The 20,011-nt window shown below is 60.2% G+C and carries 17 protein-coding genes; 9 read left to right on the forward strand and 8 right to left on the reverse strand.

Going from position 1 to position 20,011, the window contains the following annotated elements:
• Positions 1 to 58 precede the first annotated feature (58 nt).
• A complete protein-coding gene (gene aroE, locus AACW18_RS00310) occupies positions 59 to 880 on the forward strand; it encodes a shikimate dehydrogenase (RefSeq protein WP_218389834.1) in 822 nt (273 codons plus the stop codon).
• A 1,008-nt stretch (positions 881 to 1,888) separates the two neighbouring features.
• Here the strand turns inward: aroE and yihA are convergent.
• The gene (gene yihA, locus AACW18_RS00315; RefSeq protein WP_042652907.1) at positions 1,889 to 2,545 is read right to left on the reverse strand and encodes a ribosome biogenesis GTP-binding protein YihA/YsxC; all 657 of its coding nucleotides are present in this window, start codon (positions 2,543 to 2,545) and stop codon (positions 1,889 to 1,891) included.
• 142 nt (positions 2,546 to 2,687) lie between these two features.
• On the opposite strand from yihA, the gene AACW18_RS00320 reads away from it, so the two are divergent.
• From AACW18_RS00320 to hemN, 4 genes are all read left to right on the forward strand, one after another.
• On the forward strand, positions 2,688 to 3,305 hold the full coding sequence (locus AACW18_RS00320) for a c-type cytochrome (protein WP_218292516.1): 618 nt from the start codon (positions 2,688 to 2,690) through the stop codon (positions 3,303 to 3,305).
• A 799-nt stretch (positions 3,306 to 4,104) separates the two neighbouring features.
• On the forward strand, positions 4,105 to 4,683 hold the full coding sequence (gene yihI, locus AACW18_RS00325; RefSeq protein ID WP_218329906.1) for a Der GTPase-activating protein YihI: 579 nt from the start codon (positions 4,105 to 4,107) through the stop codon (positions 4,681 to 4,683).
• A gap of 11 nt (positions 4,684 to 4,694) precedes the next feature.
• Positions 4,695 to 5,135: a DUF2489 domain-containing protein gene (locus AACW18_RS00330; RefSeq protein ID WP_218389856.1), complete on the forward strand. Its 441-nt coding sequence runs from the start codon at positions 4,695 to 4,697 to the stop codon at positions 5,133 to 5,135.
• A gap of 25 nt (positions 5,136 to 5,160) precedes the next feature.
• Positions 5,161 to 6,534: an oxygen-independent coproporphyrinogen III oxidase gene (gene hemN, locus AACW18_RS00335; protein WP_218389835.1), complete on the forward strand. Its 1,374-nt coding sequence runs from the start codon at positions 5,161 to 5,163 to the stop codon at positions 6,532 to 6,534.
• Between the two features lie 72 nt (positions 6,535 to 6,606).
• Here hemN and add read toward each other — a convergent pair whose 3' ends face one another.
• The 5 genes from add to glnA form a co-directional block, all read right to left on the reverse strand.
• Positions 6,607 to 7,608 (reverse strand): adenosine deaminase, encoded by a 1,002-nt coding sequence (add, locus tag AACW18_RS00340; RefSeq protein ID WP_218389836.1) that lies wholly within the window; start codon positions 7,606 to 7,608, stop codon positions 6,607 to 6,609.
• 141 nt (positions 7,609 to 7,749) lie between these two features.
• On the reverse strand, positions 7,750 to 9,168 hold the full coding sequence (gene glnG, locus AACW18_RS00345) for a nitrogen regulation protein NR(I) (protein WP_218389837.1): 1,419 nt from the start codon (positions 9,166 to 9,168) through the stop codon (positions 7,750 to 7,752).
• Between the two features lie 9 nt (positions 9,169 to 9,177).
• Positions 9,178 to 10,233: a nitrogen regulation protein NR(II) gene (glnL, locus tag AACW18_RS00350; RefSeq protein WP_218292519.1), complete on the reverse strand. Its 1,056-nt coding sequence runs from the start codon at positions 10,231 to 10,233 to the stop codon at positions 9,178 to 9,180.
• Between the two features lie 86 nt (positions 10,234 to 10,319).
• Positions 10,320 to 10,895, reverse strand: a complete 576-nt coding sequence (locus AACW18_RS00355) for a DUF4124 domain-containing protein (RefSeq protein ID WP_218389838.1) — start codon at positions 10,893 to 10,895, stop codon at positions 10,320 to 10,322.
• Between the two features lie 204 nt (positions 10,896 to 11,099).
• Positions 11,100 to 12,509, reverse strand: coding sequence for a glutamate--ammonia ligase (gene glnA, locus AACW18_RS00360; RefSeq protein ID WP_042652898.1), 1,410 nt, complete (start codon positions 12,507 to 12,509; stop codon positions 11,100 to 11,102).
• 351 nt (positions 12,510 to 12,860) lie between these two features.
• On the opposite strand from glnA, the gene typA reads away from it, so the two are divergent.
• The 3 genes from typA to dtd all read left to right on the forward strand — a co-directional run bounded on the left by typA (position 12,861) and on the right by dtd (position 16,209).
• Positions 12,861 to 14,672, forward strand: coding sequence for a translational GTPase TypA (typA, locus tag AACW18_RS00365; RefSeq protein ID WP_042652897.1), 1,812 nt, complete (start codon positions 12,861 to 12,863; stop codon positions 14,670 to 14,672).
• Between the two features lie 151 nt (positions 14,673 to 14,823).
• The gene (locus tag AACW18_RS00370) at positions 14,824 to 15,696 is read left to right on the forward strand and encodes a virulence factor BrkB family protein (protein ID WP_042652896.1); all 873 of its coding nucleotides are present in this window, start codon (positions 14,824 to 14,826) and stop codon (positions 15,694 to 15,696) included.
• Between the two features lie 75 nt (positions 15,697 to 15,771).
• A complete protein-coding gene (dtd, locus tag AACW18_RS00375) occupies positions 15,772 to 16,209 on the forward strand; it encodes a D-aminoacyl-tRNA deacylase (RefSeq protein WP_218389839.1) in 438 nt (145 codons plus the stop codon).
• Here dtd and AACW18_RS00380 read toward each other — a convergent pair.
• Positions 16,206 to 16,874 (reverse strand): spermidine synthase, encoded by a 669-nt coding sequence (locus tag AACW18_RS00380; RefSeq protein WP_218389857.1) that lies wholly within the window; start codon positions 16,872 to 16,874, stop codon positions 16,206 to 16,208. The genes dtd and AACW18_RS00380 overlap by 4 nt on opposite strands.
• Before the next feature lie 51 nt (positions 16,875 to 16,925).
• On the opposite strand from AACW18_RS00380, the gene AACW18_RS00385 reads away from it, so the two are divergent.
• Complete coding sequence (locus AACW18_RS00385; protein WP_218389840.1) at positions 16,926 to 17,831, forward strand: bifunctional GNAT family N-acetyltransferase/hotdog fold thioesterase; 906 nt, start codon at positions 16,926 to 16,928, stop codon at positions 17,829 to 17,831.
• A gap of 38 nt (positions 17,832 to 17,869) precedes the next feature.
• Here AACW18_RS00385 and AACW18_RS00390 read toward each other — a convergent pair whose 3' ends face one another.
• Positions 17,870 to 19,936 carry an AsmA-like C-terminal region-containing protein gene (locus AACW18_RS00390; protein WP_218389841.1) on the reverse strand — a complete coding sequence of 689 codons (2,067 nt, stop codon included), beginning with the start codon at positions 19,934 to 19,936 and terminating at the stop codon, positions 17,870 to 17,872.
• Positions 19,937 to 20,011 lie beyond the last annotated feature (75 nt).

The raw sequence follows: 20,011 nt of genomic DNA on the forward strand, positions 1-20,011 counted from the left end.
TGTCCCCCCGGGGGAAAACCCGTTAAATCGGGAGACCGCCCTTCGATGGATATATTTGATGGATCGTTATCTGGTTTTTGGCCACCCGGTGCGCCACAGCAAGTCTCCCTTCATCCACACCCTGTTTGCCAGGCAGACCCAGCAGGCGCTGGAATATGGCCTGGCCGAGCCCGCAGTCGATGACTTTGCGGCCAGCCTGCAGACCTTCTTCGCCGAGGGGGGCAAGGGTTGCAACGTGACAGTGCCCTTCAAGGAGCAGGCATTCTCCCTGGTCGCTCGACTGAGCCCACGGGCCCAGCGGGCCGGGGCGGTCAACACCATCAAGCTGACCGATGACGGGGTGCTGCTCGGGGACAATACCGATGGTGCCGGCCTGGTGGCGGATCTCAAGGCCCATGGGGTGAATCTAGCCGGTAGCCGGATCTTGCTGCTCGGGGCGGGTGGTGCCGCCCGAGGGGCGCTGGCGCCCCTGCTGGCCGAGCGACCGAGCGAGCTGGTGATCGCCAACCGAACCCACGCCAAGGCCGAGCAGCTGGCCGCCGAATTCCAGGATCTGGGGGCGGTGATGGCCCAGGCCTATGAGCAGCTGAGAGGTTCGTTCGATCTCATCATAAACTCCACCTCCGCCAGCCTGCAGGGGGACCTCCCCCCCTTGCCGCCGGCCATGATCCACGGCGGTGTCGCCATCTACGACATGATGTACGGTGCGGCGGATACCGCCTTCATTCACTGGGCCAAGCAACATGGCGCCCTGCACACCATGGATGGACTGGGCATGCTGGTGGAGCAGGCGGCCGAGGCGTTCACCGTGTGGCGAGGCATCCGGCCGGGGACCAAGCAGGTATTGAGAGAGCTGAAGCGTAACCTGGGGATACTGTGAGTCAGGTTCGGTGTCTCGAGGGATGAGGCTGGGGTTCGATGAGCGGCATGTGGATTTTCCGGCCCAGCAGTTGGGCGCTTTTCCGATGGCGGCATCGGTCACCATTGGTGGGAAAGGTGGCTATCACCCGCGTTGGTATTATTTGCATGGTATTAAAACATGCAGTGGATGAAATAAAAGTTGCTAAATAACAATGCCTTATGTGTAGATTCTCGTTTTTTCTGCAAGATTTTCAAGTTTTTTTTCAATACAGCGGAACTTGAGTGAAATGGCGCTGACTAACTAGATAGTTGAGGAAGTGCTAGCTAGTCACCTTTATAACTCCCCGGTATTCGTACTGGGGATTTTTTTATCTATATGAAAAATAAAGTGAATTTTCTTATACGTTTTTTATGAAACTAAATTACATAAATTACTTTCACTTTTTGCTGCTTTGCTGTACAGTTCTCGACGTAGGGTACAGAGGTAAGATGTTCTATCTTTCAGACCTTTTATTTCACGTAATTGAATGTGGCTGAATAGCAGCCCCGATGAGTTATCGTCGGGGTGTTTTTTTATGCACCCAGTTTAGAGTAAATGCTTTAATTTGATCGATTTTTTGCTAGAATGAGATGTTTCTTGAGGAAAACCAATCGTCTTTGTTCTCGAGAATTAGCTTTTTCCCAATTTTTTGAACTCATTGCTTCAGGCCAGACCGCAGATAGCGGGACTGGCCTCATTTTTGTCCCTTCCCCTTTCATTGTTGTAATAAATTTTCATTTTCGTTCTTGAAGTGCCTTCGGCATGATCTCTTTCGCTGAAATAATGAAAACGCTATCAAGGCGATTGAAAGTTAATTCTCTAGGCGGTCAAACTCATTATCTATCTGATATTAAATGACTTGTTGTTTATGGTCGATCGGGGTGACCGTTGTCGGGGTGAGGAGGGATCTGCGAGGGGTGGCTTGAAAGTCTTTCAATCAATCAGCGGAGGGCCAACTCCGCTCATTGCAGCAAGATGAGGAGTAACTTACTCCTCGATCTGGTGGTCTTCGTCGATGTCTACCGGAGCGATCTCGGCATTGGACAGATACCAGCCGCTCAGGGTTTGAGCCAGCTTCTCGACGCCTATGTTGTTGAGGGAAGAGAAAGCCTCGACCTGGATCTGCGGACCCAGTTCGGCCACGGCCTGGCGTACCTTGATCACCTGATTGTTACGGGGACCCGGGCTCAACTTGTCGGCCTTGGTCAGCAGCAGTATGACCGGCAGCTCACGGTGTGAGCTCCACTCCAGCATGTTCATGTCAGTTTCTTTGAGCGGGTGGCGGATATCCATCAGGATCACCAGCCCTTTCAAGGACTCGCGGCGCTGCAGGTATTCTGCCAGCGACTTTTGCCACTTGAGCTTCATTTCCAGCGGTACCTGGGCATAACCATAGCCAGGCAGGTCGACCAGACGCTTGCCCGGTTCCAGCTCGAACAGGTTGATCAGCTGGGTACGGCCCGGGGTCTTACTGGTCCGTGCCAGGTTCTTGTGTTTGGTTAAGGTATTCAATGCAGATGACTTACCGGCGTTGGAACGGCCGGCAAACGCAATCTCGACACCCCCATCATTTGGCAGGTGGCGGATGTCGGGTGCGCTGGTCACAAAATGCACCTTATTGAAATTCAGAGTTTGTGTATCCAACGTAAATTCCCCATAGAGATAGAGGGTTATAGAGTTACTTTTATGTGAAATCGTGTAAAATAGCGTCGCTTAAACGCGTTTATTTTAACATGCCTTCAGCGGCATGGGATCTGGAAGCCTAATAACGAGAAGTTGGAACGCCATGAAGAACCTAGTCATTACTCTTGCTCTGATGGTTGGCGTAACGGGGATGGCACAAGCCAAGGGCGATGCCGCTGCGGGACAAACCAAGGCTGCCGTGTGTGCGGCTTGTCATGGACCGGACGGTAACAGCCCAGTCGATATGTATCCCAAGATTGCTGGTCAGCACGCATCATATATCAAAAAACAATTAGTTGAACTGAAGGCTGCTGCTTCTGGCCAAACTGGCCGGGTTGCACCTATCATGGGACCCATGGCGTTGCCCCTGTCCGATCAGGATATGGACGACCTGGCCGCCTACTATGCCACCCAGAAGGTCACCCCGGTCGCGGTGCCGGATGACGTGGTCGCGGCAGGCAAGGCGCTCTACATGGGAGGAGACATGAGTCGTGGTCTGGCGGCCTGCACCGCTTGCCACGGACCGCGTGGCTCCGGTGTCGAGCAGGCCAAGTATCCCAGCCTGTCAGGCCAGCATCCCGCCTACATCAAGGCCCAGCTTACCGCTTTCCGTGCGGCGGCCCGTGAGAACGATCCGAACGGCATGATGCGGGACGTGGCCAAGAAGCTGACGGATCAGGATATCGAGGCGCTGTCCAAATACGTGGCCGGTCTGCACTGATAGCACCTGCGGTTTATCTTATTGAAAAGAACGGGGAACCATTGGTTTCCCGTTTATTTTTGACCTTTAAAACCATTTACTCTAAATGGCCTGCATTGTTGTAAGAGATCTCCCATTTCCAAGCCTGGTCCGGGCTGAAACTAGTCATGGCTTTCATTATAGAAACGATAATTTTCAATATGTTGAATTAAAATTGAAGATTTATGTTCGTTTGAAAACATTCTGAGTGGATTGAGCCTTTTTGCCAAGTTGCTACAGTGGGTACATGGAGTGGCCCAGCGAGCGGATTCAGGTTCGGGAAGGCGAGACAGGGAGTCGGCTCGGCGCAAGTGATGAGCAACGGATTGAAAGACCAGGATGGTGACCGCTCGGGACGAGCGGGGCTGCGGGAGGCAACCACCCCGGATGGATGGCAGGACGTCATCGGGACGGGTCAGGCAAGCACACGCACATTCAGGATTGACCAACAAGGGTCAGGAAGACCCCAAGATATGATGCGCAGAGGTACGCCAAGGGAAAAGGCGATTCGCAGCCAGGGAATGGGACTCGCATAAGCATATCAAGGCAGCTTCGGCTGCCTTTTTTCTGTTGAGTCATTAACCCGCCCAGCCATTCTGTGTCAAAATACCAGCAACATGCCCAGAGGATGCCGATCCTGCGGTGTTCAGCGGCCAAATATGGCCGAATTGGTGCGGGATCCCACTCTTGTTCCAGATTTACTGTTCCCCGCCTCAGCATCCTCCCCGGACGAGATCCTCCCGGGCGCGGGCTTCAATCCAGATATTTCTCGGAGTCATTCATGTCGGCCAAACAACCCACCCGCAAGCCTACCGGCAAGCGCAAAGAATCAGATGCCAGTGCCATAGAAGGCCGTGAGCGCAAACGCGCTGCCAAGCGCAAGGGCTTGAAGGCAGGCTCCCGCCAGCAGGCAGAGCAGTCCAACAAGAGCGGTAGTGGCAAGCAGGCCAAGGATCCACGCATCGGTTCTCGCAAACCGGTCGCGCTGATCGTGGAAGAGAAGAAAACCAAACCGGTTTCATCCAAGCCGCTGAAAGAGAAGGCGCTGCTGATGACGCCGGAGCAGGAACTTGCCGCCATCGAGAACGATGATCGCCTGAACGACCTGCTGGATCGGTTGGATACCGGCGAGACCCTGGACGCGGCCGAGCAGGCCTGGGTCGACCAGCGCGTGGATCGTTATCAGGAGCTGATGGATGAACTCGGCATCATCGACACCGATGAAGACGAAGACGACGATGGCTCCTTTGACGAAGAGTATGACGAGCCGAGCCAGCCTGCCTCCGAAGAGGAGCTGTGGGATCGCTTCAGCAAGGTCGACTATCAGCCTGAACCCAAGCCAGAGCCGAAGAAAAAGTGATGAGTGGATGGATGCTGGCCGCCCTGTTGGGTGGCCTGATCTTGCTGGGGCTGGCAGTCTACGCCGGTACCCTGCTGGCCCGCCTCAAGCGCCAGCGCGACATGCAGCTGCGTGCCATCGCGGCCCGCAATGAACGTATCCTCGACAGCGTCAGGGTCATCGCCCATGCGGTGCGGGATGGTCAGTGTGACTATTCCGAGGGGGCCATCCGGCTGACCAATCTGCTGGATGCCTTGCAGATCCAGGGCGGGCGCGCCTTTGCCAGCGAGTTTCCCGGCCTGTACGACCTCTATGAGAAGGTGAAGGAGATGCCGACTCACGAGGCGCGGCGGGCGCTCAAGCGCAACGAAGTGATGAGGATGGATCTCGAGCGCAGTGGCTACGAGGCCGAGCTGGAAGCGCAGATCCTCAAGGATGTGGCGCGACTGAAGGACTTTCAGTTGATTCGGTGATAACAAGAAGAAAGAGGAAGCAAGCGTGCAAGCAGACCAGATTGTGTGGGACCAGGCCCTGATCGAGAAATACAACTACAGCGGTCCGCGTTACACCTCCTATCCCACCGCGCTGGAGTTCAACGAGCGCTTCGGTTATCCGGACTTCGTTCATGCCGCCGAGCAGTATCCGGCGCGCAACCTGTCGCTCTACGTGCACATCCCTTTCTGCCACAAGCTTTGTTACTACTGCGGCTGCAACAAGGTGATCACCCGTCACCAACACAAGGCCGATCAGTACCTCGATTTCCTCGAGCAGGAGATCAAGGCCCAGGCGCCGCTGTTCAAGCACCGGCTGGTGACCCAGCTGCACTGGGGCGGCGGCACGCCCACCTATCTGGATGAAGCCCAGACCCGTCGCCTGATGGCCATGTTGCGCGAACACTTCCGGTTCGCGGACGAGGGCGAGATCAGCATAGAGGTGGATCCGCGCGAGATCGCGATCGACATGCTGAATGTGCTGCGGGAGCTGGGTTTCAACCGCATCAGCCTCGGCGTGCAGGACTTCAACAAGGCGGTCCAGGTTGCGGTCAACCGCGAGCAGGACAACGACTTCATCCGCGCCATGCTGGAGCGTGCCCGCGAGCTGGGGTTCCGCTCCACCAACCTCGATCTCATCTACGGCCTGCCGCACCAGAACCGCGACAGCTTCCACCACACCCTGGAGGAAGTGCTCAAGACGGATCCGGCCCGTCTCTCCATCTTCAACTACGCCCATCTGCCGAGCCGGTTCGCCGCCCAGCACAAGCTGAAGGAAGAGGACATGCCCGCGCCTCGGGAGAAACTGGCGATGCTGCAGGACACCATTGCCTTCCTCACCGGCCAAGGCTACCAGTTCATCGGCATGGATCACTTCGCCAAGCCCGATGATGAGCTGGCGGTGGCGCAGCGCGAGGGCAATCTGCACCGCAACTTCCAGGGCTACACCACCCAGGGGGATTGCGATCTGCTGGGGCTGGGGGTTTCCTCCATCAGCATGATCGGCGATGCCTACTCCCAGAACCAGAAAGAGCTCAAGGCCTATTACGCTCAGGTGGAAGAACTGGGTCATGCCCAGTGGAAGGGCTGCTCCCTCAATCGGGACGACCTGATCCGCCGCGAGGTGATCAAGCGCCTCATCTGCGACTTCTCCCTGAACTTCGCCGCCGTCGAGCAGGCCCATGGCCTGGTGTTCAAGGAGTACTTCGCGGAAGACCTCAAGCTGTTGCAGACCTTCGTCGACGACGGTCTGGTGCGCAGAACCGAAGAGGGTCTGGAGGTGGTTTCTACCGGCCAGCTGCTGATCCGCAACATCTGCATGTGCTTCGATGTCTACCTGCGCAACAAGGCGCGCCAGCAGCAGTTCTCTCGGGTGATCTGACTCGGTTGTGTGCCTGGAACATAAAAAAACCGCCCCTCGGCGGTTTTTTTATTGGGCGCTAAGGCATGAGTCTCAGCGCTGGGCGGCGCGGGCGCTCAGTTCGGTCTTCTCGCCATCGCTCAGGAAGGCCAGGGTGAGGCCATTTTGCTGGGCAGTGCGGATCTCGCTCGCCGTCATGCCGGCGGCCGGGGCGGCCACCTCGTATTCGTGGGGCAGATCTATGCCTTCCACCGCGGGATCGTCGGTGTTGAGGCAGGCCAGCACGCCGGCGGCCAGGAACTGGCGGACTGGGTGATCGGCGAGGCTAGCCACCGTAGTGGTCTGCAGGTTCGAGGTGAGGCAGGACTCGATGCCGATGCGATGCTCCGCCAGATAGGCCATCAGGCGCGGATCCTGGATGGCCTTTACGCCGTGACCGATGCGCTCGGCGCCGAGTTCACGGATGGCCTGCCACATGCTCTCGGGCCCTGCCGCCTCACCGGCGTGCACAGTGACTCTCATGCCCGCGTCGCGCACCTTGCGGAAGTGATCGATGAACAGCTCGCCGGGGAAGCCCAGCTCGTCACCGGCCAGATCGATGGCGACCAGGTGGTCACGCTGGGCCAAACAGGCCTCCAGCTCGGCGTGACACTGTGCGGTGCCGAAGGTGCGGCTCATGATGCCGATGAGATTGGTCTTGATGCCGAAGTCGCGGCTGCCGGCGGCGACGCCGTCGATGATGGCCTCCACCACCCCCTGCGGATGCAGCTTGTGGGCCATCGCCATGTAGGCGGGGCTGAAACGCAGTTCGGCATAGTCGATGCTGGCGCACAGCAGATCTTCCACGTTTTCATAGGCGACCCGGCGACAGGCATCGTAGTCGGCCAGCACGGCCACGCCCCAGTCCAGCTTCTTCAGGAAGGCGACCAGGCTCGGCTCGTTCTCGACGATCTGCACGTGGGGGCGCAGCGCCTCCAGCTCGTCTGCGGGCAACCGGATGTTGTGCAGGCGACCCAGCTCGAGAATGGTCTGCGGGCGGATGTTGCCATCCAGATGGCGGTGCAGGTCGGTCAGGGGGAGGGATCTGTCAATCATGGAGGCGCCTTCTGCGAGTCGGGTTGGAAAGCCTGCCATTCTAGGCAGGGCTCCTAAAAAAGATACCCCGTTTGCAAGCAAACGGGGTCTTATCGGTCGGCGATTCGTCAAGGCGTGATGGGAATCGTTTTTCCTCGGGCATCAGGGAATGTCGAGCTCCTTCAGCTTGCGAGTCAGGGTGTTGCGACCCCAGCCCAACAGGCGGGCGGCCTCCTGCTTGTGGCCGCGAGTGTGCTCCAGCGCCGTCTCCAGCATGATGCGCTCGAACTGGGGCAGGGCGTCGGCCAGGATGTCGGTCTCCCCCAGCGCCAGCTTACTGGCCACCCAATCCTGCAGTTGCTGCTGCCAGCCACCGGACGAGGCGGGTTGGCCCGGCTCCGCCGTGCTGGTGATGGGGGTCAGCAGCTCGGGCGGCAGATCGCTCACCAGCACCTCCTGACCCGAGGCCATCACCGTCAGCCAGCGGCAGACGTTCTCCAGCTGGCGCACGTTGCCCGGCCAGGGCAGGCGACTGACATAGGCCTGGGTATCCGGGTGCAGGCTCTTGGCCTCCACATTGAGCTCCTTGGCGGCGCGCAGCAGGAAGTGATGGGCCAGCTGGGGGATGTCCTCGCGCCGCTCCTTGAGGGCCGGGATGTGGATGCGGATGACGTTGAGGCGGTGGAACAGATCCTCCCGAAACTCGCCATCGGCGACCCGTTTCTCCAGGTTCTGGTGCGTCGCCGCAATGATCCGCACGTCCACCTGTACCGGTTGATGGCCGCCGACCCGGTAGAACTGGCCATCGGCCAGCACCCGCAGCAGCCGGGTCTGTACGTCCAGCGGCATGTCGCCGATCTCGTCGAGAAACAGGGTGCCGCCGTCGGCCTGCTCGAAGCGGCCGTGACGGATGTTGTTGGCACCGGTGAAGGCCCCCTTCTCGTGGCCGAACAGCTCGGATTCGATGAGATCTTTCGGGATCGCCGCCATGTTGAGGGCGATGAAGTTCTTGTGGGCGCGCGGGCTGTGCTTGTGCAGGGCGTGGGCGACCAGCTCCTTGCCGGTGCCGCTCTGGCCGTTGATCAGCACAGAGATGCTGGAGCGGGAGAGCCGGCCGATGGCGCGGAACACCTCCTGCATGGCCGGCGCCTCACCGATGATCTCGGGGCTGTTGCCTGGCTCCTGCTGGCGTGCCTTGCGCTTGGTACGCTGCTCCTTCAGATGGTTCTCGGCGCGCCGCACCAGGGTCACCGCCTCCTCGATGTCGAACGGCTTGGGCAGGTATTCGAAGGCGCCGCGCTGGTAGGCGTTGACCGCGCTGTCGAGGTCAGAGTGGGCGGTCATGATGATGATGGGCAGATCGGCCTGGCGGCGGTGGATCTGCTCCAGCAGGCTGAGCCCGTCGATGCCCGGCATGCGGATATCGGACAGGATCACGTCCGGCGAGCGCATCTCCAGCGAGCTCAGCAGGGCTTCGCCATCGGCAAAGCTCTCGCATTCGAAGCCTTCGCTGCCAAGGGTGCGCTCCAGGACCCACCGGATGGAGCTGTCGTCATCGACGATCCACACTTTTGCTGTCATGAGGTTCCCTTATTTGCGAAGCGGTAGATAGATGGTGAATTCGGTGTGACCTGGCCAGCTGATGCAGTCGATGCGGCCTTTGTGTTGATCGATCAGGTTCTGGGCGATGGAGAGGCCGAGGCCGGTGCCACCCTCCTTGCCGGTGATCATGGGGTAGAACAGGGTGTCGCGGATGGCATCGGGGATGCCGGGGCCGTTGTCGATGATCTTGATCTCGGCCGCCAGCCGGTAGCGCTGGCCGTGGATGGTGACCTGAAAGGCGGTACGGGTCTTGATGCGGATGAACCCGGCCTGCTCCCCCAGCGCCTCGGCGGCATTGCGCACCATGTTGAGGAAGGCCTGCTGCATCTGATCCGGCTCCATCTCGAACTCCGGAATGCTGGGGTCGTAGTCCCGCTCGATGCGGATCTGGGGCGGCAGTTCCAGATCCACCAGGCGGCGCACCTGCTCCAGCACAGAGTGCACATTGTGCATCTGGTGCCGGCCGGGGCGCTGGGGGCCGAGCAGGCGATCGACCAGCACCCGCAGCCGATCGGCCTGCTCTATGATGATGCCGGTGTATTCGCGCAGGGCCGGATCCGGCAGCTCCTTTTGCAGCAGCTGGGCCGCGCCGCGCAGGCCACCCAGCGGGTTCTTGATCTCGTGGGCCAGGCCGCGCACCAACTCCTTGGCCGCCTGTTGCTGGGCATGTTGCTGCAGCTCCTGGCTGATCTTCTTCTGCTGATCGATCTTGCGCAGTTCCACCACCATCAGCCGCTGCTCGTGGTCGGCCATGGGGCTCACGCTGATCTCGACCAGCCTGGGTTCCCCTTCCACCACCAGGGTGACTTCGCTGTCGGTGAAGCCCTGCCCCGAAATGAGGCACTGCTTGAACCGTTGCAGATCGAGGGAGATGTGCTCCAGCAGGTGGGGCAGTTCGATCCCGATCAGTCGCCGCTCGCTGAGGGAGAGCAGTTGTTCGGCCGCCGGGTTGACGAATTGAATGCAGAGCCGTTCATCCATCAGGATGACGGCAGTCAACAGGTTGTCCAAGAGGGTCTTGGCATGATCCGAGCGGGTTGGCACAGGTTTCTCCCTAAAACGGTGCTGCACACCAATAATGCACCGATATGGTGCATTGAGTTTACCCGCATCGGTGCATCACATCACCCCTAATCGGCCTTGGGGGTGGGTTTGGGAGCTGGATCTACCGTCGTTCTGTGCAGGTAAAAGGTGGCTGGTTTAGATTTAGCAAGGATCGTACCGTCTTTGGCGAGCAGCTCGAGCCGTACCTCGTGGGCACCGCGATCGAGGTTTTCGACCCGGATGGCCAGGCTGTTATGAACGAGGGGGGCCGCCTTGCCGTTCAGGGTGAGGCGGACATCGTATTGTACCGGGACATGGGGGCTGACCTCGGCCTGAAACACCACGTTGCCGGTGTTGTCACGCAGGGTGCTGCCCGGTTCGGGAGAGAGCAGCGCGATCGCCAGTGGGCTGGCTTCCTGCGCCTTCTTGGCATCGACACCGGTCAGGCTATTGAAGTTGTCGACCTGAACCGAGTGGGGGGCCGTGCCGATGAGGGGGGAGACCCGCAGATCCAGCTCCTTGGCCCGTTTGCCGGGGGGAGGGGCATCGGTGTAGTGGGTCACGCCATTGGCATCGACCCAGGAATAGACTGTGGCGGCCTGCGCGGCGCAGGGCATCAGCAGCAACAGGCCCAGCATCCATATCGGGTGTAAATTTTTCATCCATCTCTCCTTGACGGTGTCCTGTTTAATCCTATCAGAGAAAAAACGCTCAGACCGATTGTCGGACCCATGGGGATAAGATAAGCCGATGGGATGACATGGGTGCCGGGCTGATGGCCGGATCCATGGCGCTGTGACTCGACCGATCAGACAAAAAACCCGCCATCTGGCGGGTTTTTTTCACGATAAAACAAGCGTGTCGGCTTAGACGGAGTAGTACAGCTCGAACTCCAGCGGGTGCGGAGTCATGCGTACGCGATCCACATCGTGCTGCTTCAGCTCCAGGTAGGAGTTGATGAAGTCATCGCTGAACACGCCACCACGGGTCAGGAACTCGCGGTCGGTGTCCAGTGCGGCCAGGGCTTCGTCCAGGGAGCCGGCAACGGTCGGCACTTCTGCGGCTTCTTCCGGCGGCAGGTCATACAAGTTCTTGTCCATGGCATCGCCCGGATGGATCTTGTTGATGATACCGTCCAGACCGGCCATCAGCTGGGCTGCGAAGGCCAGGTACGGGTTGGCAGCCGGATCCGGGAAGCGCACCTCGATGCGGCGGGCTTTCGGGCTCGGCACCACAGGGATACGGATGGAGGCGGAACGGTTACGGGCAGAGTAAGCCAGCATGACCGGCGCTTCGTAACCCGGAACCAGACGCTTGTAGGAGTTGGTGGTCGGGTTGGCGAAGGCGTTGATGGCCTTGGCGTGCTTGATGATGCCGCCGATGTAGTGCAGCGCCATCTCGGACAGACCGCCGTACAGGTCGCCGGCGAACAGGTTGACGCCGTTCTTGGCCAGGGACTGGTGGCAGTGCATGCCGGAGCCGTTGTCACCGAACATGGGTTTCGGCATGAAGGTGACGGTCTTGTTGTAGGCGTGGGCCACGTTGTGGATCACGTACTTCAGAACCTGTACTTCATCGGCCTTCAGGGTGAGGGTGTTGAAGCGAGTGGCGATCTCGTTCTGACCGGCGGTAGCCACCTCGTGGTGGTGCGCCTCGACAACCTGACCCATCTCTTCCAGCACCAGACACATGGCGGCGCGGATGTCCTGGGAGGAGTCAACCGGTGCAACCGGGAAGTAACCACCCTTGACGAAGGGACGGTGACCCTTGTTGCCGTGCTCGTACTCGGTACCCGAGTTCCAGGCAGCTTCTTCGGATTCGATCTTCACGAAGCTGTGGCCCATGGTGTTGGAGAAGGTGATGTTGTCGAACATGAAGAATTCCGGCTCCGGCCCGAACAGCACGGTGTCAGCGATGCCGCTGGCTTTCAGGAAATCTTCAGCACGCTTGGAGATGGAGCGCGGGTCGCGGTCATAACCTTGCATGGTTGCCGGTTCCAGCACGTCACAGACGATGTTCAGCGTGGTCTCTTCGGTGAACGGATCCAGCTTGGCGGAGGCCGCATCAGGCATCAGCACCATGTCAGACTCGTTGATGCCCTTCCAGCCGCCGATGGAGGAGCCATCGAACATCTTGCCGTCTTCGAAGAACTCTTCGTTGACCTGGTGGGAAGGGATGGATACGTGCTGCTCTTTACCCTTGGTGTCGGTAAAGCGCAGGTCAACAAACTTGACTTCGTGTTCCTGGATCAGGGCCAAAACGTTCTGGGCTGACATGCTAAGTAACCTCCGGTGTTAAAACTCTTTGGGTGAATGCGTCGTCACATTCACATAAGCCAGTATCGTGCCAAGTTTGTGACAGCTTGATTTCAGGGCATTTGCACCGTTTCAGGCTGTCGGGATACCAGCTCTCGTACAGGGTCGCGCTTCAAAGTGGTGCAACCTTGGATCGTTTTGGTGCACCATCGTGGTGCGCCAGCACGATCAGCCCCCATCTAAGCAGGCTTTCAGCATGGGGTCTATGATCCTGATCCCCTGTTGTGCGCGAATGCACTGCAATTATGCTAGGCAGATCACAAAGGCGAGAGTACAATTAGCGCCCAATTTTACCCGGTGATTGAGGCGAGAATGTTAGAGAATTTACGCAATATTGCGATTATTGCGCACGTAGACCACGGCAAAACTACCCTGGTTGATAAGCTGCTGCAGCAGTCTGGAACCCTGGACCGTACCACTGATGGTCAAGAGCGTCTGATGGATTCCAACGACCTGGAAAAGGAACGTGGTATTACCATTCTCGCCAAGAACACTGCGATCCGCTGGAATGACTACCGCATCAACATCGTCGATACCCCGGGTCACGCTGACTTCGGTGGTGAGGTTGAGCGGGTTCTGTCTATGGTTGACTCCGTGCTGCTGCTGGTCGACGCCGTTGACGGCCCGATGCCGCAAACCCGCTTTGTAACTCAGAAAGCCTTCGCTAAGGGTCTGAAGCCGATCGTGGTCATCAACAAGGTTGACCGTCCGGGCGCCCGTCCTGATTGGGTTATGGATCAGGTTTTTGACCTGTTTGACAACCTGGGTGCCACCGATGACCAGCTGGATTTCAAAGTTGTCTACGCCTCTGCTCTGAACGGCTGGGCCTCCATGGATCAGAACGTCGAGTCCGACAGCATGGAACCCCTGTTCCAGGCCATCGTTGATAACGTGAAAGCACCGAATGCCGATCCTGATGGCGGCTTCCAGATGCAGATCTCCCAGATCGATTACAACTCCTATGTGGGTGTTATCGGTATCGGCCGCATCAGCCGTGGTCGCGTCAAGAGCAACCAGCAGGTCACCGTTGTCGGTGCTGATGGCAAGACTCGCACTGGCAAGGTTGGTCAGGTACTGGGTTACTTGGGCCTGGCTCGTACTGAAGTGGCAAGCGCGCAAGCGGGCGACATCATCGCCATCACCGGTCTGGGTGAGTTGAAAATCTCCGACACCATCTGTGATAACAACGCAGTTGAAGCCTTGCCGGCTCTGTCCGTTGATGAGCCGACCGTGAACATGACCTTCCAGGTCAACACCTCACCGTTTGCCGGTAAAGAAGGCAAGTTCGTTACCTCGCGCAACATCCGTGAGCGTCTGGACCAGGAGCTGGTTCACAACGTGGCCCTGCGTGTGGAAGACACTGATGACCAGGACAAGTTCCGTGTATCCGGTCGTGGTGAACTGCACCTGTCCATCCTGATCGAAAACATGCGTCGCGAAGGCTACGAACTGGCGGTATCCCGTCCGGAAGTTATCCTGCGCACCATCGATGGCGTGCTTCACGAACCGTATGAGACAGTCACTGTCGATGTGGAAGAGGCGAACCAGGGTTCAGTCATGGAGCAACTCGGCCTGCGTAAGGGTGAGATGACCAACATGACTCCGGATGGCAAGGGCCGCGTCCGTCTTGACTTCATGATCCCGAGCCGTGGCCTGATCGGTTTCCAGACCGAGTTCCTGACCATGACTTCCGGTACTGGTCTGCTGTATCACAGCTTCGACCATTACGGTCCGCACAAGGGTGGCAGCATCGGTGAGCGTCAGAATGGCGTGCTGATCTCCAACGCCACCGGTAAGGCCCTGACTTTCGCCCTGTTCGGTCTGCAAGACCGCGGTCGTCTGTTTATCGGTCATGCTACCGAGGTGTACGAAGGCCAGGTGATCGGGATCCACTCCCGCTCCAACGATCTGACTGTAAACTGCCTGAAGGGCAAGCAGCTGACCAACATGCGTGCCTCCGGTACCGATGAAGCTCAGGTGTTGACCCCGCCGATCCGCATGACCCTGGAACAGGCTCTCGAGTTCATCGACAACGATGAGTTGGTTGAAGTGACTCCAAAGGCTGTCCGTATTCGTAAGAAACTGCTGACCGAGATGGATCGCAAGCGCGCCGGTCGTGCTTGATATCTGTGCATCGACAGACAGAGAGAGGCCTTCGGGCCTCTTTTTTTATGGCCGTTTGGCGGGGTATAGGCCAACTCCATCCGGCCACGGGTGGTCAAATGGCCACGCCATCTGACACAATATCTGCATGATGAAGCCTCTGAGAACCACGATGCAGAACACAATCGCTAGCCGCCTCGGGCACGCCCTCTCCTTCTTGCGCCACGATGGCGCCCACTTCGCCCAGTTTGTCTGGGGTCGTTTCCAGCAGGACAGATTGACCGTCACCGCCGGCTACCTGGCCTATGTAACCCTGCTCTCCCTGGTGCCCATGGTCGCCGTGGTGTTCGGCATGATGTCGGCCTTCCCGGTGTTCCAGACCCTGAAGCAGGCGATGGAGCAGTTCGTCTATCACAACTTCGTGCCGACCGCCGGGGAGGCGCTCAAGGAGTACATCGACGGCTTTGTGGCCAATGCCACCAACACCACGGCGGTCGGTATCGGCGCCCTGATCGTGGTCGCCCTGATGCTGATCTCGGCCATCGACAAGAACCTCAACTACATCTGGCGCTCGACCCAGAGCCGGCCGCTGGCCCAGGCCTTCGCCATGTACTGGATGATCCTGACCCTGGGGCCCGTGCTCATCGGCGCCAGCATCGCCGTCTCCTCCTACATCATCTCGCTGCGGTTCTTCCAGGGCGAGGCGCTGTTCGGGGTGGGTTACTGGCTGCTGCGGGGTCTGCCGTTCCTGTTCTCCGTGTTCGGCTTCCTGCTGATCTATACCGTGGTGCCCAACTGCAAGGTGCGGCTGACCCACGCCTTCATCGGCGCCCTGGTGGCGGCGAGCCTGTTCGAGCTGGCCAAGCGCGGCTTCACCATCTACATCACCAACTTCCCCTCCTATCAGGCCATCTATGGCGCGCTGGCGACCATTCCTATCCTGTTTGTCTGGGTCTACCTGAGCTGGTTGGTGGTGTTGCTGGGGGCCGAGACCACCGCCTGTCTCGGCGAATATGAGAAACCGGGTGCAGAGGAGCTGGGCTGAGCCCACACCTTGTTGCTAACATCAACGGCCGCCTCTTGGCGGTCGTTTCTTTCTGACAAGACAAAGGAGTGATGAGTGATCGCATTGATTCAGCGGGTCTCCGAGGCCAGCGTGACCGTCGAGGGAGAGGTGACCGGTGCCATCGACGCCGGTCTGCTGGTACTGCTCGGGGTGGAGCAGGGGGATGACGAGGCCAAGGCCGACAAGCTGCTGCACAAGGTGAGCGGCTATCGGATCTTCTCCGATGCGGACGGCAAGATGAACCTCAGCCTGACCCAGGCCGGCGGCAGCCTGCTGGTGGTGTCCCAGTTTACCCTGGCGGCGGATACCAAGAAGGGGATGAGGCCGGGCTTCTCCGGCGGCGCTCACCCGAGCGATGCCGAGCGGCTCTACGACTATTTCGTCGCCCAGGCGAGAAATAGCGGCCTGCCGACCGAGACCGGCCGCTTCGCCGCCGACATGCAGGTGCGGCTGCTCAACGACGGCCCAGTGACCTTCTGGCTGCAGGTCTAGGTGGCGTCCTGACGGGTGGCGTGAAGGATCACGTTGAGGTAGCCGGGAACCGGATAGGCCTGGGTGGGGCCGACCCACTCCTCGGCCAGCCGCAGCGCCTGCTCCAGCTCCAGCCGGGTGCGTGGCAGCAGGTTGATGATGAGGGTGCCGCGCAGGCACTGGGCCAGCGCCTGATAGAGCGGGGCCTGGAACAGCAGTCGGGGGTTGCCGTCCTGGCTGAACAGATCGAGCAGCACCAGATCGTAGTGCTCCCTGCTGTCTAACAGGAAACGGAGCGCATCGGCGTGATGCAGGCGTGGTGGCCGAGCAGAGGGTGCCCCTGGCGCCTGAAAGAAGGCCTGGAAGAGGGTCAGCACCTCGGCATCCAGATCCACGCAGTCGTGGCTAGCCTCGGGCCAGCGTGCCCCCAGATGGCGGGTGAGATCACCCCCTCCCAGCCCCAGCTCCAGGATCCGGCTCGCCTGGCTTGGCAGCCGCGCGGCTATGTGTTGTTGATGGGGCAGGCAGAGCCGGTCCGGCTCACTGAGGCACATGGCCGATTGCACCACGCCGTCCATCTCCAGCCAGCGGTGCTCGGCGTTTTCCAGGATGCAGAGCCGGCGCTCGGCCTTGGCGCTGAGGTGCAATAAGTGTTCGGCTTGGTACGCTTGCGGATTGAAGTCCATGAATTTGCACGGCAAGATGGTTTTCGACCAGTGTAACTCAAGGATGTATCTATGTACCGGGTGGTCACCCCCCAAACGGCAGCCGAGCTGGAAAGCTACTACCAACTGCGCTGGGAGCTGCTGCGCAAGCCTTTCAATCTGCCCATAGGTTCCGAGCGGGACGAATACGATACCGTCGCCATTCATCGGCTGATGCTGGCCGAAGACGGTACCCCCATCGCCGTCGGCCGGCTGTTCGTCGGTGGTGACGAGGCCCAGATCCGCTTCATGGCGCTGAAACCCGAGTTTCGGGGTCAGGGGCTGGGGGCCCGCATGGTGGAGGATCTCGAGCAGCTCGCCCGCGACGAGAAGGTGAAGCGGCTGGTGATGAACGCCCGCCAGGAGGCGGTGGAGTTCTACCGCCGCTGCGGTTTCCTCGAGGTGGGGGAAGGACCTGTCTCCTTCGGCCGCATCACCCACCGCCAGATGATCAAGTCCCTGAGCCCGCTGCAGACCATCCAGTATCGCCCGGAGTGGTGTCAGGATCTCACCACCCGCTGGTCGCGGGGCATCCCCATCAGCGAGAAGATGGGGGTGCACATCACCCATTACGACGGCCAGACCTTTCATCTCAAGGCCAAGCTGGCGGCCAACCTCAACGTCCACGACACCATGTTTGCCGGCAGCATCTACAGCCAGTGTGTGCTGGCGGGCTGGGGGCTCATCTGGTTGCAGCTCAAGGAGGCCGGGCTGGGTGGCGATACCGTGCTGGCCGAGGGCAATATCAAATACTACAGACCGGTGAGCGAGGAGCCGGAGGCGAGGGTCGCCCGGGAGGGGATGCCTGCCGTGCTGGCGCCGCTCAAGACCGGGGAGTCGGCCAAGTTCAGCCTGCGGGTGCAGCTGTTCAGCGGCCGCAAGCTGGCGGTGGAGTTCGTCGGCCAGTACGTGGTGCTGCCCATCAAGCGGGGCGGCTAGGGGGCTCGACCGTCTGTCGGTTCAATGACAAGGCCTCATCATGAGGCCTTGTTGGTGTCTGGGGTCGCTGGTTTGGGCTGTGGGCGCCAGAGCGGGCTGCTGCGGCCCTGGGCCGGGTAGCGTACGCCGGCCTCCCAGCCGCAGGAGGCCTCGGCCGGGAAGCTCCAGCTCAGGGTCGGGGCGTCGAGCGGGCCGCGCCAGCGGGCCAGCAGCTCGGCGCAGCGTTGCCCGTTCAGGGCGCCGAGATCGAGCTGCCACTGGCCGTTGGCCAGATCGACGCCTCCCTGCAGGGCCAGCAGGTGGGTGATGGTGGAGGCGCCCGCCTGTTCGATCTGGACCAGGCCGTTTTCGGCCTTGGCGTTTAGCTTGACGCGATAGAAGGGGGTATCCCCCTGCTGCATCACCTGCCACAGGCCGTCCGCCGTCAGGGTCGGCGGGGTGGCGCCCTTGAACCACTCATCCAGCAGCGGATCTATCTTCACCTTGTCCCAGAAAGGATCCCTGGCATCCAGGCTCAGGCTGCCCTGCAGGGTGCTGCGCCAGTCGGTCAGCTTCTTGCTCATATCTGCCTGCAGATCGACATCGAGATCCACCTTGCCCGCCAGCGAGATGGGGGCCCGCAGCAGCTTGCTCCACTGCTCCAGATCCAGTTGCTTGCCCTGCAGTCGCAGGCGGCTGCTCTGGCCAGGCTCCTTGCCCCACTGGCCGCTCAGCTCGATGGCCCCCTCGTCGGGCAAGGTGCTGGACAGCTTGTTGAGCTGCCAGGAGCTCGGCGTCAGCTCGCCATCCAGCTCGCCGTTGCGGGCGGAGAGACCGTCCCACACCAGCTCGAACCACTTGCTCTCCACCCTGGCCCGGCCGAGCAGGGGGCCCGGCTGATCGCCGCGCAGGCTGAGATCGGTCAGGTAGAGCTGCCAGCCGGTCAGCGACAGGGGCAGGCTGTCGTCGAAGGAGAGCACCTTGAGCCGATCGAAGGCCAGCTTGCGCACCTCGATCTGCTGCGGGCGCCAGCCTTGCCAATCCTGCCACCACCCATCCGGCAGGCTGATGTCCATGCCGCTCAGGGTCATCTCCTTCAGGGTCAGCTTCTGAAGATCGGGATCCAGCGCCAGCTCCAGGTTGAACTCCCCATCAAAAGCCTTGCCCTGCAGCTCCGCATCGAGCTGCTCTGGCGAGAAGGCGAGCCGCCCCTTGATCTCTTCCAGCTGGAACAGGCCACGACCGAGATCGGCCAGAGAGCCGGTGAGGTAACCGGTCGGTCGGCTGCCCGCCTGCCACTCGAAGGCGGTGAGCTGGCCGCTGAAGTTGTTGAGGGCGAGCTCCTGGGCGTTGGCGTTGACGCTGGTTTCGTCGAACTGGCCCCGATCCAGGCTGATCCGGCGCAGGGGGAACTCGGCTTGGTCGAGGCTGTCCAGCTCGACCCGCATGCCACGGGCCTTGAGGCCGCGCAGCTGCAAGCTGCGTGCGGGCCAGTCCAGCACCATGCCGGTCTCCAGCAGGCCGTCGAACAGGTTGGTGGTCAGCTTGTCCGTGCTCAGCACCTGGCCTTCCAGTCGCCCTTTCAGGTTGAGGCGAGCCAGGGTCAGGCTGGGGCTATCGAGCTGGTTGATGCTGAGGCTCAGGTTGGCCTGGGGCTGGTGCCTGGGATCGATCAGCTCCCAGTCGCTCAGGGTGGCGCTCAGGCCGCGCAGGATGAGCCCGTCGCTCTGCAGGCTGAGGTTGTCGATGTTGCTGTCCCCTATGGTGAGGGAGTGCACCGGCAGGGTCGGCAACTGGTTGGGGAGCGGCAGCCTGATGAGGGGGCGGATGAGATCCAGGTGGGCGATGCGCACATCCCGGTTCAGCCAGTCGATGCTGTCTATCTCCAGGTAGATCTTGTCCAGCTTCACCGCGTCACCGTACTGCACCTGCTCCGCCAGCAGGGTGTAGGGATGGAGTGGGTTGAATACCAGCCGGCCTATGGTGACTTGCACCCCGGTCTGCTGGCTGAGCCAGTTGGCGATGGGGCCCCTGGCTCGTTCGGCGTCGAACAGGCCGAGACCCACCCAGACGAACAGCAGCAGGAAGGCGAATACATAGAGCAGGGCGCGTAGCCAGGAATTCATCGACATCTTCCTCCTGTTTTCAATGGGTTGTCAGGCGTTGGAATAGTGATCCCGCAGCCCCGGCCTGCGGCGGAG

It is taken from the genome of Aeromonas sp. sia0103, from assembly GCF_963895295.1.
Lineage (GTDB): Bacteria > Pseudomonadota > Gammaproteobacteria > Enterobacterales > Aeromonadaceae > Aeromonas > Aeromonas encheleia.

Excerpts from the sequence above, each read along its gene's own strand:
- yihI (WP_218329906.1), top strand. The coding sequence starts at position 4,105 with ATGTCGGCCAAACAACCCACCCGCAAGCCTACCGGCAAGCGCAAAGAA.
- AACW18_RS00355 (WP_218389838.1), bottom strand. The coding sequence starts at position 10,895 with ATGAAAAATTTACACCCGATATGGATGCTGGGCCTGTTGCTGCTGATG.
- add (WP_218389836.1), bottom strand. The coding sequence starts at position 7,608 with ATGATTGACAGATCCCTCCCCCTGACCGACCTGCACCGCCATCTGGAT.
- aroE (WP_218389834.1), top strand. The coding sequence starts at position 59 with ATGGATCGTTATCTGGTTTTTGGCCACCCGGTGCGCCACAGCAAGTCT.
- AACW18_RS00320 (WP_218292516.1), top strand. The coding sequence starts at position 2,688 with ATGAAGAACCTAGTCATTACTCTTGCTCTGATGGTTGGCGTAACGGGG.
- AACW18_RS00330 (WP_218389856.1), top strand. The coding sequence starts at position 4,695 with ATGCTGGCCGCCCTGTTGGGTGGCCTGATCTTGCTGGGGCTGGCAGTC.
- glnA (WP_042652898.1), bottom strand. The coding sequence starts at position 12,509 with ATGTCAGCCCAGAACGTTTTGGCCCTGATCCAGGAACACGAAGTCAAG.
- AACW18_RS00385 (WP_218389840.1), top strand. The coding sequence starts at position 16,926 with ATGTACCGGGTGGTCACCCCCCAAACGGCAGCCGAGCTGGAAAGCTAC.
- AACW18_RS00390 (WP_218389841.1), bottom strand. The coding sequence starts at position 19,936 with ATGAATTCCTGGCTACGCGCCCTGCTCTATGTATTCGCCTTCCTGCTG.
- typA (WP_042652897.1), top strand. The coding sequence starts at position 12,861 with ATGTTAGAGAATTTACGCAATATTGCGATTATTGCGCACGTAGACCAC.
- AACW18_RS00370 (WP_042652896.1), top strand. The coding sequence starts at position 14,824 with ATGCAGAACACAATCGCTAGCCGCCTCGGGCACGCCCTCTCCTTCTTG.
- glnG (WP_218389837.1), bottom strand. The coding sequence starts at position 9,168 with ATGACAGCAAAAGTGTGGATCGTCGATGACGACAGCTCCATCCGGTGG.
- AACW18_RS00380 (WP_218389857.1), bottom strand. The coding sequence starts at position 16,874 with ATGGACTTCAATCCGCAAGCGTACCAAGCCGAACACTTATTGCACCTC.